This is a genomic window from Microbispora sp. ATCC PTA-5024, assembly GCF_000511135.2.
Classification (GTDB): domain Bacteria; phylum Actinomycetota; class Actinomycetes; order Streptosporangiales; family Streptosporangiaceae; genus Microbispora; species Microbispora corallina.
Genome location: NZ_KI866522.1, coordinates 2,196,843 through 2,210,950 on the forward strand (window position 1 = coordinate 2,196,843; position 14,108 = coordinate 2,210,950).

A 14,108-nucleotide genomic window follows, 5' to 3' on the forward strand; every position below is an offset into this window, starting at 1 on the left:
GCGGCTCCGGCCGCCCCGGCCCAGCCCGCGGCGGCCGCCCCCGTCGCGGCCGCGCCCGAGCCGGTCCAGGTGGACACGACGCTGCGCGGCACGACCGCGAAGATGTCGCGGCTGCGCAAGGTCATCGCCGACCGGATGATGGAGTCGCTGCACACCACGGCCCAGCTCACGACCGTGGTCGAGGTCGACGTGACCCGGATCGCCTCGCTGCGGGCCCGGGCCAAGAGCGCCTTCGAGGCCCGCGAGGGCGTGAAGCTGTCCTTCATGCCGTTCTTCGCGCTCGCGGCGGTCGAGGCCCTCAAGGTCCACCCGAAGCTCAACGCGGTGATCAACGACGAGACCAACGAGGTCACCTACCACGACGTCGAGAACCTCGGCATCGCGGTGGACACCGAGCGCGGCCTCATCGTCCCGGTGATCAAGAACGCGGGCGACCTCAACATCGCCGGCCTCTCGCGCAAGATCGCCGACATGGCGGAGCGCACCCGGACCAACAAGATCGGCCCGGACGAGCTGACCGGCGGCACGTTCACGCTGACCAACACCGGCAGCCGGGGCGCGCTGTTCGACACGCCGATCCTGAACAAGCCGCAGGTCGGCATGCTCGGCACCGGCGCCGTCGTGAAGCGCCCGGTCGTCGTGGACACCCCGGAGGGCGAGGTCATCGCGGTCCGCTCCACCGTCTACCTGGCGCTGACCTACGACCACCGCCTGGTCGACGGCGCGGACGCCGCCCGCTTCCTGACGACCGTCAAGCGTCGTCTGGAGGAGGGCCGCTTCGACAGCCAGCTCGGCCTCGCGTAGCCGTCCCGGCCCAGGAGCGAAGCCCGTCCGGTCACGGACGAGGCCGGTCCCGGCGCATCGGCGAAGCCGTCCCGCATCCCGCGGGGCGGCTTCCGCCGTATACAGGGACTGTGGAGACGATGACGATCGCGGTGACGGGCTCGTCCGGGCTGCTGGGATCGGCCCTGGTGCGGGCCCTGCGGGCCGAGGGGCACGAGGTGCGCCGGCTCGTACGGCGGGAGCCCGCGGAGCCCGACGAGCGCTTCTGGGACCCGATGAGGGGCCTTGTGGACCCGGCGTGCCTCGAAGGCGCGGACGCCGTCGTCCACCTGGCCGGCGCCGGGATCGGCGACCGCCGGTGGAGCGAGGCGTACAAGCGGGAGCTGGTGGACAGCCGGGTGACGGGCACGCGCACGCTCACGGGGGCGCTGGCCGCGCTCGACGGCGGCCCGGCCGCGCTGCTGTCCGCCTCCGCGATCGGCTTCTACGGGGACACGGGCGACCGGCCGGTGGACGAGTCGGCCCCCGCGGGCACCGGATTCCTGGCCGGCCTGGCACAGCGGTGGGAGGAGGCGACGGCCCCCGCCGAGGAGGCGGGCCTGCGGGTCGTACGGCTCCGCACGGGTGTCGTGCTGAGCGGCGAGGGCGGCGCCCTGGCCAAGGTCCTGCCGATCTTCAAGATGGGCGCGGGGGCGGCCCTCGGGACCGGGAGGCAGTACGTCTCGTGGATCTCGCTGCCCGACTGGGTGGGGGCCGTCCGGTTCCTGCTGGCCCGCGACGACCTGTCGGGGCCGGTCAACGTCACGGCCCCCGAGCCGGTGACCAACGCCGAGTACACCGCGGCCATCGCCCGGGCGCTGCACCGGCCCACCATGCCGCTCACCACCCCGCGGCTCGCGCTGCGCCTGGCGCTCGGGGAGTTCGCGGAGGAGGCCGTGCTCGCCGGCCAGCGCGTGATCCCCCGGCGGCTCCTGGACGCCGGGTACGGGTTCGCCCATCCCACCGTCGGCGACGCGCTGGCCGCCGTACTCTAGGGTGTCTGTCGACCTGACACGGGAGTGGGGAATGAGCCGGATCGGGCAGTCGCACATCGTCGCCATCGGGGGCCGATCGTTCCGGCAGACGGAGCGCTACGGGTTCATCGAGCCCACTCCCCTGCTGCGCTACGTGCTCGACCTGACCGGCCAGGACCGCCCCAAGCTCGGCCTGCTCGCCACGGCCACCGGCGACGACGCCGACTGGCTGCTCAAGATGTACGGCGCGTTCAGCAGCTGGGACGTCGAGGTGAGCCATCTCACGGTCTTCCCGATGCCCAACGTGGCCGACCCCCGCGAGTGGATCCTGGAGCAGGACGCGATCTACGTGAGCGGCGGCAGCGTCGCCAACCTCGCGGCCCTGTGGCGCCTCCACGGGCTCGACGAGGCGTTCGCCGAGGCGTGGCGGGCGGGCGTCGTGCTGTCCGGGCAGAGCGCCGGCGCGCTGTGCTGGCACGTCGGCGGCAACACCGACTCGTTCGGGCCCACCCTGCGCCCCTGGGCGGAGGGGCTGGCCCTGCTCCCCTACTCCTGCGGCGTCCACTACAACTCCGACCCGCAGCGGCGGGCCCTGCTCCAGGAGTCGGTGGCCTCCGGCGAGCTGCCCGAGGGGTACGCCGCCGACGAGGGCGTCGCGCTCCACTACGTGGGCACCGAGTTCATCCAGGCGGTCAGCGTCGACCCCGAGGGGTACGCCTACCGCCTGGAGCGGGACGGCACCGGAGTCAAGGAGTTCCGTATCGAACCCCGCCCGCTCACGTCTACCCTGGACGGGTGAAGGGTCTGGCCATCGTCCGCCTGGGCGTCGACGTTCCGTACGAGCAGGCGTGGACCCTGCAGCGGCGGCTCCACGCGCGGCGGGCGGCGGGCGAGATCTCCGACCTGTGCCTCATGCTGGAGCACGCCCCGGTCTACACGGCGGGCAAGCGCACGCTGCCCCAGGACCGGCCGGTCGACGGCACTCCCGTCATCGACGTCGACCGCGGCGGCCAGATCACCTGGCACGGTCCCGGCCAGCTCGTCGGGTACCCCATCCTCAGGATCGACGACGTCCCCGGCTACGTGCGGACGCTCGAGGAGGTCCTCATCCAGGTCTGCGCCGACTTCGGGCTGACCGCCCGCCGGGTCGAGGGCCACGGCGGGGTCTGGGTGCCCGGCGACGCCGGCCACGGGCTGCCCGACCGCCGGATCGGCACGATCGGCATCCGGGTGTCCCGCGGCGTGACCATGCACGGCTTCGCGCTCAACTGCGTCAACGACCTGAGCTGGTACACCCGCATCATGCGGGGCGACGTCGGCGACGCGGGGGTCACCTCGCTGTCCGCCGAGACCGGGCGGCGCATCACGGTCGACGAGGTGATCCCGTTCGCCGAGAAGCGCCTGGCCGAGGCCCTCGGCGCCGAGCCGTACGACCTGTACGAGGAAGACCTCGCCTGACGGGCTCGTACCGAAGGGGTGATCCCGCCGATCCACCGCCGTGATGCCCGATGGCGATACTCGCGCCGTGAGCACCCCCTCAGCCATCGCCGAGCCCCAGGGCGGCCACGCCCGGCGGGACGCCTACAGACGATTCAGCCGGCTGCGCGGACAGCGGCTGCGACGGCCGCGCACGGGAGCCGTCCGGCTCCTCGTGTACGCCCTGGCGGCCGCGATCCACGCGCTGACCCTCGCACTCCTCGGCGCCGCGGCCGTCATCTTCGCCGCCTGGCCCGCCAACCTGCTGGGCTGGCTCTTCAGTGCCGTCCTGGTCGCCGTGGCCGTCCTGATGCGCCCGCGGACCGTCAGGCCGCCCAAGGGGGCCGAGGCGGTCTCGCGGCAGGAGGCGCCCGCCCTTTTCGCCGCCGCCGACCGGATCGCCGACGCGGTGGGGACCGCCCGGCCCGCCGTCGTCTACCTCGACGACCACTACTACTCCTGCGTCCAGGAGCGCGTCGGCCTGCGGCGAGCGCCGGCGCTGCTGATCGGCCTGCCGCTGCTCGCCGTTCTCTCCCCCGAGGAGCGGGCCGGCATGCTCGCGACCGAGCTCGCCCAGGATGTGTGCGGCGACCCGGCCCGCACCTTCTTCGTCCGCTCCGCGCTCCTGTCCGTGGCCGAGTGGCGCGGTGCGCTGCTGGGCGTCCGCGTCGACCGGTTCGACCCCTTCCGCGACCTGACGCTGGCGCCGTTCAGTGGCATCAACCTCGGCCGGGTGGGCTCCCAGCTCATCGGGAAGGTCACCGGCTGGGTGATCGGCGGGCCGCTGTTCCTGGCCGAGCTCGCGCTGACCCGGCTGGTCGCCGCCCAGTCGCAGCTCGCGGGGTACTACGCCGACCAGGTGGCCGCGCGCGCCGTGTCCGCCCGGGCCGTCGTCGGCTACCTCGACGCGCTGGCCATGAGGGAGAGCAGGCTCACCCCGCTGCTCGCCGCGGTCAGGCGCGCCGAGACCGTGGATCAGATCCGATCGGTGGCGCTCGCGGCGCGGACCGACCCCGCCGCGCTGGCCGGACGGCGGGAGCTGTCGATGGCCCGCTTCGGCTGGCGCGACCTGGAGCCGCCGATCGCGCTACGGGCCGCGCTGCTGGAGGAGCCCGGCGCCGCCGACGGCTTCCGGGAGGGTGTGGCGGAGGCCGCGGGCGCGACGGGCGTCGGCCGGAGCGAGTCCGACCGCGTCGACGCCGAACTCGGCCCGCGTCTGGAGCGGGCGCTCCGGGAGCTGTCTCAAGTCGCGTGAAGGCAGGTAATAAGCTGGGGTGGTGAACGAGCGAGCCGACGAGTTCGGCGGCCTGGACGTGGGACCGATCCCCGGGTCCCCGCTCGTACCTGAGGCCCGCGGATCGATGCCGCGGGGTGCCGCGAAGGATGTCGCATGACGGTCGCACCGGAAGGTCGCAAGCTCCTCCGCCTGGAGGTGCGCAACAGCCAGACCCCCATAGAGAAGAAGCCGCCGTGGATCAAGACCCGGCTGCACAACGGCCCCAACTACAACGAGATCAAGTCGCTCGTCCGGGGCGCGGGGCTGCACACGGTCTGCCAGGAGGCGGGCTGTCCCAACATCTCGGAGTGCTGGGAGGACCGGGAGGCAACGTTCCTCATCGGCGGCGACCAGTGCACCCGGCGCTGCGACTTCTGCCAGATCGACACCGGCAAGCCCGCCGAGTACGACAGGGACGAGCCGCGCCGCGTCGCCGAGTCGGTGCTCCAGATGGGGCTGCGGTACGCCACGGTGACCGGCGTCGCCCGTGACGACCTGCCCGACGGCGGCGCCTGGCTGTACGCCGAGACCGCGCGGCAGATCCACGCGGCCGTCCCCGGCTGCGGCGTCGAGCTCCTCGTGCCCGACTTCAACGGCCACCGCGACCAGCTGGAGGAGGTCTTCTCCTCCCGGCCCGAGGTGTTCGCCCACAACATCGAGACCGTGCCGCGGATCTTCAAGCGGATCCGCCCCGCGTTCCGCTACGAGCGCTCCCTCCAGGTCATCACGATGGCCCGCGAGGCCGGGCTCGTCACCAAGTCGAACCTCATCCTCGGCATGGGCGAGGAGCGCGAGGAGATCGGCCAGGCCCTGCGCGACCTGTACGACGCCGGCTGCGACCTGGTCACGATCACGCAGTACCTGCGGCCGAGCCCGCGCCACCACCCCGTCGACCGGTGGGTGAAGCCCGAGGAGTTCGTCGAGCTCAAGCAGGAGGCCGAGGAGATCGGCTTCGCCGGCGTGATGTCCGGCCCGCTCGTGCGGTCGTCCTACCGCGCCGGGCGGCTGTACCAGCAGGCGGTCGCCGCCCGCGTGGGCGAGTCTCGTTTTCATTAAGCCCGTCAGGGATTTGTATCCTTCACACCATGGCGAAAGACGCAGCGGCTCCGGGGCGGCTCAAGCAGCTCCGGATGGTCGCCCAGATCATCAAGCAGGCTAACCCCAAGGGCATGCCGATCGTCTACGCGTCGGCGCTGGCCACGCTCGTCCTCTTCGTCGTCCTCGGGCTGATCTTCAGCTGGACGTGGATCGTCTTCGGCGTCTTCGCCGCCGTGCTGGTCGGGATGCTCGTCTTCAGCCGGTTCGCGCAGACCGCGCAGTACAGCATGCTGCACGGCCAGCCGGGGGCGGCGTACGCGATCCTGCAGGGCATGCGCGGGACGTGGCACGTCGAGGAGAAGCCGGTGGCCGTCAACCGCGACCAGGACCTGGTGTTCCGCGTCGTCGGCTACCCCGGGGTCATCCTGGTCTCCGAGGGGCCGCCGAGCCGCGTCCAGCGGATGCTGGTGGCGGAGAAGAAGCGCGTGCAGCGCGTGGCGGTCGACGTCCCCGTGTACGACGTGCAGTGCGGCGACGCGGAGGGCCAGATCCCGCTGGCCAAGTTGCAGCGGCATCTCATGAAGCTGCCCCGCAACCTCAAGAAGGGCGCCGTCTCCGAGGTCAACAACCGCATGCGGGCGCTGACCCCGGCCGTGCCGATGCCGAAGGGCCCGCTGCCGAAGGGCGTGCGGATGCCCCGCGGCCCGAAGATGCGCTGAGGCCCGATGGACGTGGGCCGGCGGGCGGTCTCCCGCACGGAGACCGCCCGGGCCAACCGGGGCTGGTGGGACGGCGCCGCCGACGACTACCAGTCCGAGCACGGGGACTTCCTGCGGGACGACGGGTTCGTGTGGTGCCCCGAGGGGCTCGGCGAGGCCGACGCCCGGCTGCTCGGCCAGGTGCCGGGCCTGCGGATCCTCGAGGTGGGCTGCGGCGCCGGGCAGTGCGGCCGCTGGCTCGCCGGCGAGGGCGCCGCGGTCGTCGGGGTGGATCTGTCCTACCGGCAGCTCCAGCACTCGCGGCGCATCGACCTGGACACGGGTTCGGCGCTGCCGGTCGCGCAGGCCGACGCCGAGGCGCTGCCGTTCCGCGACGCCTCGTTCGACCTCGCCTGCTCGGCCTTCGGGGCGCTGCCGTTCGTCGCCGACGCGGGCGCCGCGCTCCGGGAGGTCCGCCGGGTCCTGCGGCCGGGCGGGCGGTTCGTGTTCTCGGTCAGCCACCCCATCCGGTGGGCCTTCCCCGACGACCCGGGCGAGCGCGGGCTGACCGCCGACCGCCCCTACTTCGACCGGTCGCCGTACGTCGAGTTCTCCGAGGACGGGACGCCGTCGTACGTCGAGCACCACCGCACGATGGGCGACTGGGTCGGCCTGATCCACGCGGCGGGGTTCACGCTCGCCGGCCTCGTGGAGCCGGAGTGGCCGGAGGGCCACGACCGGATCTGGGGCGGGTGGAGCCCGCTGCGCGGCCGGCTGCTCCCCGGCACCGCGATCTTCCAGTGCCTCGCTAGAGGTTGACCACCACGGTCGCGGCGGCCCGGTCGTGCAGCCCGCGGCGGTCGCGGTCCCAGATCACCGCCGGCACGGCGAGGCACAGCAGCAGCGTGCGGACCAGCACGGCCAGGAACGGCGGCCGTCCGCCGTCGAGGGCCGCCACGCGGATGCCGAACAGCCGCATGCCGAGGGTCATGCCGAGCGTGCCGACCAGCACGACGTACTCCGCGGCGAAGATCCCGAGCCCGGCGAAGCTCTGGTCGCTCCCGTGCAGGTGCAGCAGCCCGCCCGCGATGGCCCAGGTGCACAGGACCCAGTCGACGACCACGGCGCCGAGGCGGCGGCCCCAGCTCGCGACGGCTCCGGGACCCGCCTGCGGCAGGCCGAGCCGCTCACCCGGGTAGCCGAGATCGGTTCCCGTGGCCCGGGTGCCGCCGAGCCACGTCTGCGTCCATCGCGGCTGCCGGTCACTCATGGTTCATCAGCGTATCGGGGGCGGTGACCGGTCTGGCATTCGGAGGCGCGGGGCCTCATGATTGGGCACGCCATGGCTTGTTTTGTCCTCTATCGTTAGACGCTTCGGACCTAGCGCTGGGAGTGATCGGTGCGGCCGGCGGATCCTGATGACATCGACGCGCGTTTCGAGGCGTTGATCGCCCAGTTCGACGAGGACGAGATCCGGCGGATCACCGCCGAGGCCGAGCGCGGGCTCGGCCCGGGCGGCCGCCGGGCGCGGGCCCCCGTCGTGGTCCTCGCGCTGGCCGCGCTGGTCGTGGCCGTCGGGCTGGTGATCAGTCTGCGCCCCGACGTGCTCGGCAAGCTGGGCTCGCTGAGGTCGGCGGCCGCCGGCGGAGAGCCGGCGCACCAGCCGCACTTCGGGCCCGCGGTCGCGCGGCCCGGCCCCGTGCTCACGCCGATCGCCGACGATGACGACGCGTTCCTCGAAGGCGGCGGCGTGGCCTCGGCGCTGCCGCCCGTCGACCCGTTCGCCGGCTCCCGGGCCGCCGGTTTCGCCGACGGCGTGAAGGGGGTCGTGCTCCCCCGGGCCCGGGCGCTCGGCGGGCTGAGCCGCAAGCAGGTGGCCAAGGCGCTCCGGCGCGTACGGCGCCTGCTGGCGGCGGCCCGGCTCGACCCGGCCGCGATCAGGGGCGGCAGGCCGTCCGGGCTCGCGAAGCTGCTGGACCCGGAGCAGCGGGCGTACTTCCTCAAGCACCTCGACAAGGGCCGCGCCTCCAACACCCGCGCCTGGGCGTTCAGCCTCGCGCCGGGGAGCGCCGACCTGACGACGGACACGGTGAAGGTCGACGGCGCGACCACGACGGCCAGGCGGCGGTCGAAGGACGGCCGCGGCGGGATCACGATCACGGCCGACTACCTGCTCGTGTACGCCGTGAACCGGCCCGGCGACCGGGCCTCCGCCCGGCGGCTCGTGGACCATTACCGCGCGCGTTTCTCCGCCTGGAAGGAGGACGGGGACGTCGTCGTCTGGCTCGACCAGACGTCGTCGGGAACGGCCGGCGCGAGTTGCGATTTCGGCGACGGATTCGTCCATCCGCATTTCGACGGCGAACCGCAGCGGGTGCAGCCGTCCGGCCCGCCCGCCGATCCGTACGAACGGAGACACGACGTGACGCGCGGCGGGTGCCAGGCGACGACGGGGACCTGATCCGTGCGTAGGATGGGGCTCTGACCTGCGCCGACTCGGCTACCGGGGGGTGATCTCCGAGGGCGCGGGCGCGCCGCGGGACATCGTGTCCCGGCGGTGCCGTTGAGGCGTTTCCATTAACACGCGCGAAACAAACGAGACATGGCGCGGAAACGGCGCGCGCCTATTTTCGGGTTGCTAGCCCATGCCCCTGGGAGGTTCGAGAGTGTTCAACTCCGCCGACGACGTCCTCAAGTTCATCCGGGACGAGGGTGTGCAGTTCGTTGACGTCAGGTTCACGGACCTGCCGGGCACGACGCACCACTTCACCTTCCCGTCCGAGAACTTCGGGCCGAATGTCTTCTCCGACGGCCTCATGTTCGACGGCTCGTCCATTCGCGGTTTCCAGGCCATCCACGAGTCGGACATGCTCCTGCTGCCCGACCCGAGCACGGCCGTGCTCGACCCGTTCCGTCAGCACAAGACGCTGAACATCAACTTCTTCGTGCACGACCCGCTGACGGGCGAGGCCTACAGCCGGGACCCCCGCAACGTCGCCCGTAAGGCCGAGGAGTACCTCAAGGGCACGGGCATCGCGGACACCGTCTACTTCGGCCCCGAGGCCGAGTTCTACATCTTCGACGACGTCCGCTTCGAGACGCGGCAGAACGCGGGCTACTACTACATCGACTCCATCGAGGGCGCCTGGAACACCGGCAAGGCCTCCGAGGGCGGCAACCTGGGCTACAAGCCGCGCTACAAGGGCGGCTACTTCCCCGTCCCGCCGATGGACCACTTCACCGACCTGCGCTCCGAGATGGTCCGCAACCTCATCGACGCGGGCATCGAGACCGAGATGCAGCACCACGAGGTTGGCACCGCCGGCCAGGCCGAGATCGACTTCAAGTTCGGCACGCTGCTCAAGACGGCCGACAACCTGATGCTGTACAAGTACATCATCAAGAGCACCGCCATCCAGGCCGGCCGCACCGTCACGTTCATGCCCAAGCCGATCTTCGGTGACAACGGCTCCGGCATGCACTGCCACCAGTCGCTCTGGAAGGACGGCGAGCCCCTCTTCTACGACGAGGTCGGCTACGCCGGGCTGTCGGACACCGCGCGTTACTACATCGGCGGCCTGCTCAAGCACGCCCCGTCGCTGCTCGCCTTCACCAACCCGACGGTGAACTCCTACCACCGTCTGGTGCCGGGCTACGAGGCCCCGGTCAACCTGGTCTACTCCCAGCGCAACCGGTCGGCCTGCGTCCGCATCCCGATCACGGGCTCGAACCCGAAGGCCAAGCGCATCGAGTTCCGCGTCCCGGACCCGTCCTGCAACCCGTACTTCGCCTTCGCCGCGATGCTGATGGCGGGCCTGGACGGCATCCGCAACAAGATCGAGCCGCCGGAGCCGGTCGACAAGGACCTCTACGAGCTCCCGCCGGAGGAGGCCCGCAACATCCCGCAGGTGCCAGGCTCGCTGCCCGCCGTCCTCGACGCGCTCGAGGCCGACCACGACTACCTGCTCGAGGGCGGCGTCTTCACGCCCGACCTCATCGAGACCTGGGTGGCCTACAAGCGCGAGAACGAGGTCGACCCGATCCGCCTCCGCCCGCACCCGCACGAGTTCGAGCTCTACTACGACGTGTGATCGGCGACCGCGCGATGACGTGCATGTTCATCGCGCGGTTTCCGGCTGTAGTGCCCGCAAGTCGTGGAATCGGAAGCCCGTGGGAAGGTTCTGCACCTTGCCGCGGGCTTTCCGCATTGCGCGCTCAAGCGTCCAGGGACCGATCTGAGCGCCGTTGTCATCCGTCAGAGGCGTTTCGCCTCGAACTGCAGGTGTGACAGGCCGAGGGTCGATGATTCGGGTGGACACTTACGAAGCTCCCCGACGCGACAGCTTGTCCAGGTCGCGCACGCAGAAACGGTGGTGTTGCCATTCCTCGTTGAGCACGGTGCCGAGGCATTGCCGCACGCTCCGGCCCTTGGCATACGGGGGCCATCTGTCGTCGTCCGGCACCGGGGCGGGCTTTGCGAGCTGCTCGGGTGTGACCTCGGCCAGCCACGCCTCAATCTCCGACGCCTGCCGATCACGCACGGTCAGCACTTCGTCGAGACTCGGCCGGGCGGACCTGTCCAGCCCCAGCCCCTCCTGATCCGGCACGAACGGAGATGCCAGTCCCATCGCCGTGAACGGCTCGGTCAGCCCGAGTACGCAGCGCCGAAACCACGAGTCGTGCACGAAGACGAGATGCCGCAGCGTCTCGACCATCGACCACTCGCCGTCGACGCCGAGATCCTCGCTGCCCTCGGCCATCGACCCGGCCCGCTCGACAGTCGTCGCCCACGCCTTCCGGAGCTGTCGCCAGGCCTCGCGCAGGTCGGCCGGTTCATCGGAACGGATCAGCAGCCGCACCGGGTGCCGGCGGTCGAGCTCCGCCTCGACGTACGACATCACCTCCACGCCGTTGACCACCAGGTTGGTGACCAGACCGTCGATCTCAACGTCCTGCATGACCACACCGACCAGCCGCGCCTTACTCAGGTCGCACTCGCGGAACTCCGCGCCCGTGAGGTTTTGATCGTTGAAGCGTCGCATGCGGACAGACTAAGCACGCACACCGACGAATAGGCCATCGCCCGGCGGCGCACCCCAACGCACCATGCCACAACCACGCACGGGAACCGCGATCCTGGGAGTGTAAGAACCAGTTCGACAGCCTGGCCGGCTGCAGGAGGGCATCGAGGCGTTCGGCGAGACAGGCGTTCACGAAGCTGGACGCCACGCCGATGAACGTCCAGACTGTTGCAGCTGATGATCGGGAGGAAGACGCGTGGCCAAGCTGATTTACGTGACGAACCTGTCGTTTGACGGCTACATCGAGGACGAACGCGGCGCCTTCGACTGGTTCCCACCCGACGACGAGGTATTCGCGTTCACCACCGACCTCATACGGTCCGTGGGCACGTTCCTCTACGGGCGGCGCCTGTACGAATCGATGGCCGTCTGGGAAACCAACGCCGCTCTGGCCGCGCAGTCCGACCTCATGGCCGACTTCGCGAGCGCCTGGCAGGCGGCGGACAAAGTCGTCTACTCCACGACCCTCGCCGCGGTGTCAACTGCCGACACCCGACTCGAACGCCATTTCGACCCCGATGCGGTACGCCAACTGAAGGCCACGGCCGGCAGCGATCTCACCGTAGGAGGTGCGAATCTCGCGACGCAGGCTTTCAGGGCCGGCCTGGTCGACGAGTACCAGGTGTTCGTCTGGCCCTTGGTCGTCGGCGGGGGCAAGCCGGGGCTGCCTGCCGGCATACGCGCTGACCTCGAACTCCTCGATGAGCGCAGATTCGGAAACGGCGTCGTGTACCTCCGCTACCGCCCCCTCGGACAATGACCGGCAGCGTTGTCCGGTTCGCCGCCGCTTGCGTGACAGGCGGAGCGGTGACGACCGATTCGGCCGGTTGAGGTCGCCCGTCACGAACCACCTGTAGCCGGAGCGCGGACTCACGCCCGCAGATCTGCCCGGCCCGCCTGGGGATCGGCCTGGTTATGGTGAGCCGGTGACCGAAACTCCTCGCGAAGTCTTTCTGAAGCTCGTGCACGGCGTGTGTGAAGAGCGCTGGGCGGACGTGGTGGACCTGTACGCGGAGCAGACCGATGTCTCCCACCCGTTCCACCCGCTGGGGGCGCCGCCGATGCTCTCCCGCGAAGCGTTGCGAACCCACTTCGGCGGCGGACCACAGCCGTACCAAGGCCCGACCCTGCGGCGTCGGCCTACCCGGATCAACGTCCACGAGACCACCGATCCCGAGGTCATTGTGGCCGAGTTCCAATACGAAGGTACCGTGGTGGAGACCGGCGAACCCTTCACCATCCCCGCCGTTTTCGTCATGCGCGTCAGGGACGGGAAAATCGTCGAATCCCGCGACTACCTGGATCACCTCCGCTCGGCTGCGGCCCGCGGCATGCTCGCCGAGGCCTTGGACGACATCCGCGACCACCACGCCAAGGGCCCTGTCGCCGACCCTCCAGGTCACAACGGCGCCGAGCCTCGTTGACCTCGGTTATGCGCCGTTCACTCGCGGACGGCCGCCGGCGGCTGCTCGTATTCGACGACGTCGATCGCGAGCACCAGGCTTCCCGGTCACGCCCCAAGCTCAGGAAGGCCCTCGACGGGCGCCGCCCCGAAGGCACGGTCGATGGCTTTTGCATAGATTACATGATTACAGGTATGACAAGATGGCCGAGATCCAACAGGGAAGCCGCGTCGAAGTTCGGAGTTGGTCACTGGTGATCGTCGAGTACATCCGCTACCGCATTCCCGCCGAGCGGAGCGAGGGCTTCGAGGCGGCCTATCGCAAGGCCGCCGACTGTCTGTCAGCCGCTTCGCAGTGTGCCGGCTACGAGCTGGCCCGCAGCGTCGAACAGCCCGAGTCCTACATTCTGAGGATCACGTGGACGTCGGCGAAGGATCACCTGGAAGGGTTTCGCCGCAGCGATCTGTTCCAGGAGTTCTTCGCGGCGATCGGTCCGTTCGTGCACGACATCGAGGAGATGAGTCACTACGAACGCACCGCCGTGCGCGGTACGGGCGGTTCGATTCCCTCGCTGTACGACTGGGCCGGCGGCGTCGAGGCGCTCGAACGGCTCACGGAGAGGTTCTACGATCTCGTCGCGCTCGATGACCTGATCGGACCCCTGTTCAAGCACATGGATCCTGATCACCCGCGCTATGTGGCGATGTGGCTGGGAGAGGTCTTCGGAGGGCCGGCCCGTTACACCCACGAGCGGGGCGGCTACGCGCACATGCTCTCCATGCACCTCGGCAAGGCCATCACCGAACCCATGCGGCGCCGCTGGGTAAGCCTGCTGATGGACGCGGCCGACGAGGTCGGGCTGCCCGCCGATCCCGAGTTCCGCGCCGCGTTCACGGGCTACATCGAGTGGGGGACGCGTCTGGCACTGGCGAACTCACAGCCGGGTGCCGAGCCCATGCGCGAGGCTCCCGTACCGCATTGGGGCTGGGGTGTGGCCCCTCCCTACAGCGGCTGAGCACAACGCCCACCCCGGCGCCTCGTACGACGTCGACCAGGTCGTACAGCGCGTGATCTTCAAGGATGCACATAATGCAGTCGCATACGCTCTTCGCTCTCGGCGCGACACAGGTCGACGACCGGCGCAACCCCGACGGGACCGGGTGGGTGGTGCTCGCCGACCCCGAGGGCAACGAGTTCTGCATCCTTCGCAGCCAGGCCGAAATCGACGCCACACGGAGTGACGCCTGATAGCGCCGAAAGCGGTGGAATCGGAAGCCCGTGGGAAGGTCCCGAACCTTGCCACGGGCTTCTCGCATCGCAGCCCGGAGGCCGCTGCTCTC

16 protein-coding genes are annotated in these 14,108 nt (G+C 70.5%); 14 read left to right on the plus strand and 2 right to left on the minus strand.

The genetic code is table 11. From position 1 onward, the window contains the following. The 8 genes from MPTA5024_RS09760 to MPTA5024_RS09795 form a co-directional block, all read left to right on the plus strand. The coding region (locus MPTA5024_RS09760) for a 2-oxo acid dehydrogenase subunit E2 (RefSeq protein ID WP_036321766.1) at positions 1-804 on the plus strand (804 nt) is incomplete at its 5' end. Between the two features lie 119 nt (positions 805-923). Continuing rightward, positions 924-1,817 (plus strand): TIGR01777 family oxidoreductase, encoded by an 894-nt coding sequence (locus MPTA5024_RS09765; RefSeq protein ID WP_036323829.1) that lies wholly within the window; start codon positions 924-926, stop codon positions 1,815-1,817. 31 nt (positions 1,818-1,848) lie between these two features. Further along, a complete protein-coding gene (locus MPTA5024_RS09770) occupies positions 1,849-2,595 on the plus strand; it encodes a peptidase E (protein WP_036321768.1) in 747 nt (248 codons plus the stop codon). Continuing rightward, positions 2,592-3,254 (plus strand): lipoyl(octanoyl) transferase LipB, encoded by a 663-nt coding sequence (gene lipB, locus MPTA5024_RS09775; RefSeq protein ID WP_063794644.1) that lies wholly within the window; start codon positions 2,592-2,594, stop codon positions 3,252-3,254. The genes MPTA5024_RS09770 and lipB overlap by 4 nt, the downstream gene beginning before the upstream one ends. A gap of 67 nt (positions 3,255-3,321) precedes the next feature. Next, a complete protein-coding gene (locus MPTA5024_RS09780) occupies positions 3,322-4,527 on the plus strand; it encodes a M48 family metallopeptidase (protein WP_036321770.1) in 1,206 nt (401 codons plus the stop codon). A gap of 135 nt (positions 4,528-4,662) precedes the next feature. Then, positions 4,663-5,604, plus strand: coding sequence for a lipoyl synthase (gene lipA / locus MPTA5024_RS09785; protein WP_036321772.1), 942 nt, complete (start codon positions 4,663-4,665; stop codon positions 5,602-5,604). A 29-nt stretch (positions 5,605-5,633) separates the two neighbouring features. After that, positions 5,634-6,305: a DUF4191 domain-containing protein gene (locus MPTA5024_RS09790; RefSeq protein ID WP_036321775.1), complete on the plus strand. Its 672-nt coding sequence runs from the start codon at positions 5,634-5,636 to the stop codon at positions 6,303-6,305. Between the two features lie 6 nt (positions 6,306-6,311). After that, positions 6,312-7,103 carry a class I SAM-dependent methyltransferase gene (locus tag MPTA5024_RS09795; RefSeq protein ID WP_036321777.1) on the plus strand — a complete coding sequence of 264 codons (792 nt, stop codon included), beginning with the start codon at positions 6,312-6,314 and terminating at the stop codon, positions 7,101-7,103. Here MPTA5024_RS09795 and MPTA5024_RS09800 read toward each other — a convergent pair. Next, positions 7,093-7,554 (minus strand): RDD family protein, encoded by a 462-nt coding sequence (locus MPTA5024_RS09800; RefSeq protein WP_036321779.1) that lies wholly within the window; start codon positions 7,552-7,554, stop codon positions 7,093-7,095. The genes MPTA5024_RS09795 and MPTA5024_RS09800 overlap by 11 nt on opposite strands. A 129-nt stretch (positions 7,555-7,683) precedes the next feature. Here MPTA5024_RS09800 and MPTA5024_RS09805 point away from each other — a divergent pair, with 129 nt between their 5' ends. After that, the gene (locus MPTA5024_RS09805; RefSeq protein ID WP_036321781.1) at positions 7,684-8,745 is read left to right on the plus strand and encodes a hypothetical protein; all 1,062 of its coding nucleotides are present in this window, start codon (positions 7,684-7,686) and stop codon (positions 8,743-8,745) included. Between the two features lie 205 nt (positions 8,746-8,950). Then, entirely contained in the window at positions 8,951-10,375 is a 1,425-nt protein-coding gene (gene glnA / locus MPTA5024_RS09810; RefSeq protein ID WP_036321783.1) for a type I glutamate--ammonia ligase, read from the plus strand. Positions 10,376-10,603: 228 nt separating this feature from the next. Here glnA and MPTA5024_RS09815 read toward each other — a convergent pair whose 3' ends face one another. Further along, positions 10,604-11,326: a DinB family protein gene (locus MPTA5024_RS09815; protein ID WP_036321786.1), complete on the minus strand. Its 723-nt coding sequence runs from the start codon at positions 11,324-11,326 to the stop codon at positions 10,604-10,606. 235 nt (positions 11,327-11,561) lie between these two features. Between MPTA5024_RS09815 and MPTA5024_RS09820 the strand changes: the two genes are divergently transcribed. The 4 genes from MPTA5024_RS09820 (at position 11,562) to MPTA5024_RS40730 (ending at position 14,016) form a co-directional block, all read left to right on the plus strand. Beyond that, positions 11,562-12,125, plus strand: coding sequence for a dihydrofolate reductase family protein (locus tag MPTA5024_RS09820; RefSeq protein WP_036321789.1), 564 nt, complete (start codon positions 11,562-11,564; stop codon positions 12,123-12,125). A gap of 166 nt (positions 12,126-12,291) precedes the next feature. After that, positions 12,292-12,789, plus strand: coding sequence for a nuclear transport factor 2 family protein (locus tag MPTA5024_RS09825; protein ID WP_051457880.1), 498 nt, complete (start codon positions 12,292-12,294; stop codon positions 12,787-12,789). A gap of 181 nt (positions 12,790-12,970) precedes the next feature. Beyond that, the gene (locus tag MPTA5024_RS09830; protein ID WP_232326346.1) at positions 12,971-13,783 is read left to right on the plus strand and encodes a group II truncated hemoglobin; all 813 of its coding nucleotides are present in this window, start codon (positions 12,971-12,973) and stop codon (positions 13,781-13,783) included. 74 nt (positions 13,784-13,857) lie between these two features. Further along, positions 13,858-14,016: a VOC family protein gene (locus MPTA5024_RS40730; RefSeq protein WP_442922034.1), complete on the plus strand. Its 159-nt coding sequence runs from the start codon at positions 13,858-13,860 to the stop codon at positions 14,014-14,016. Positions 14,017-14,108 lie beyond the last annotated feature (92 nt).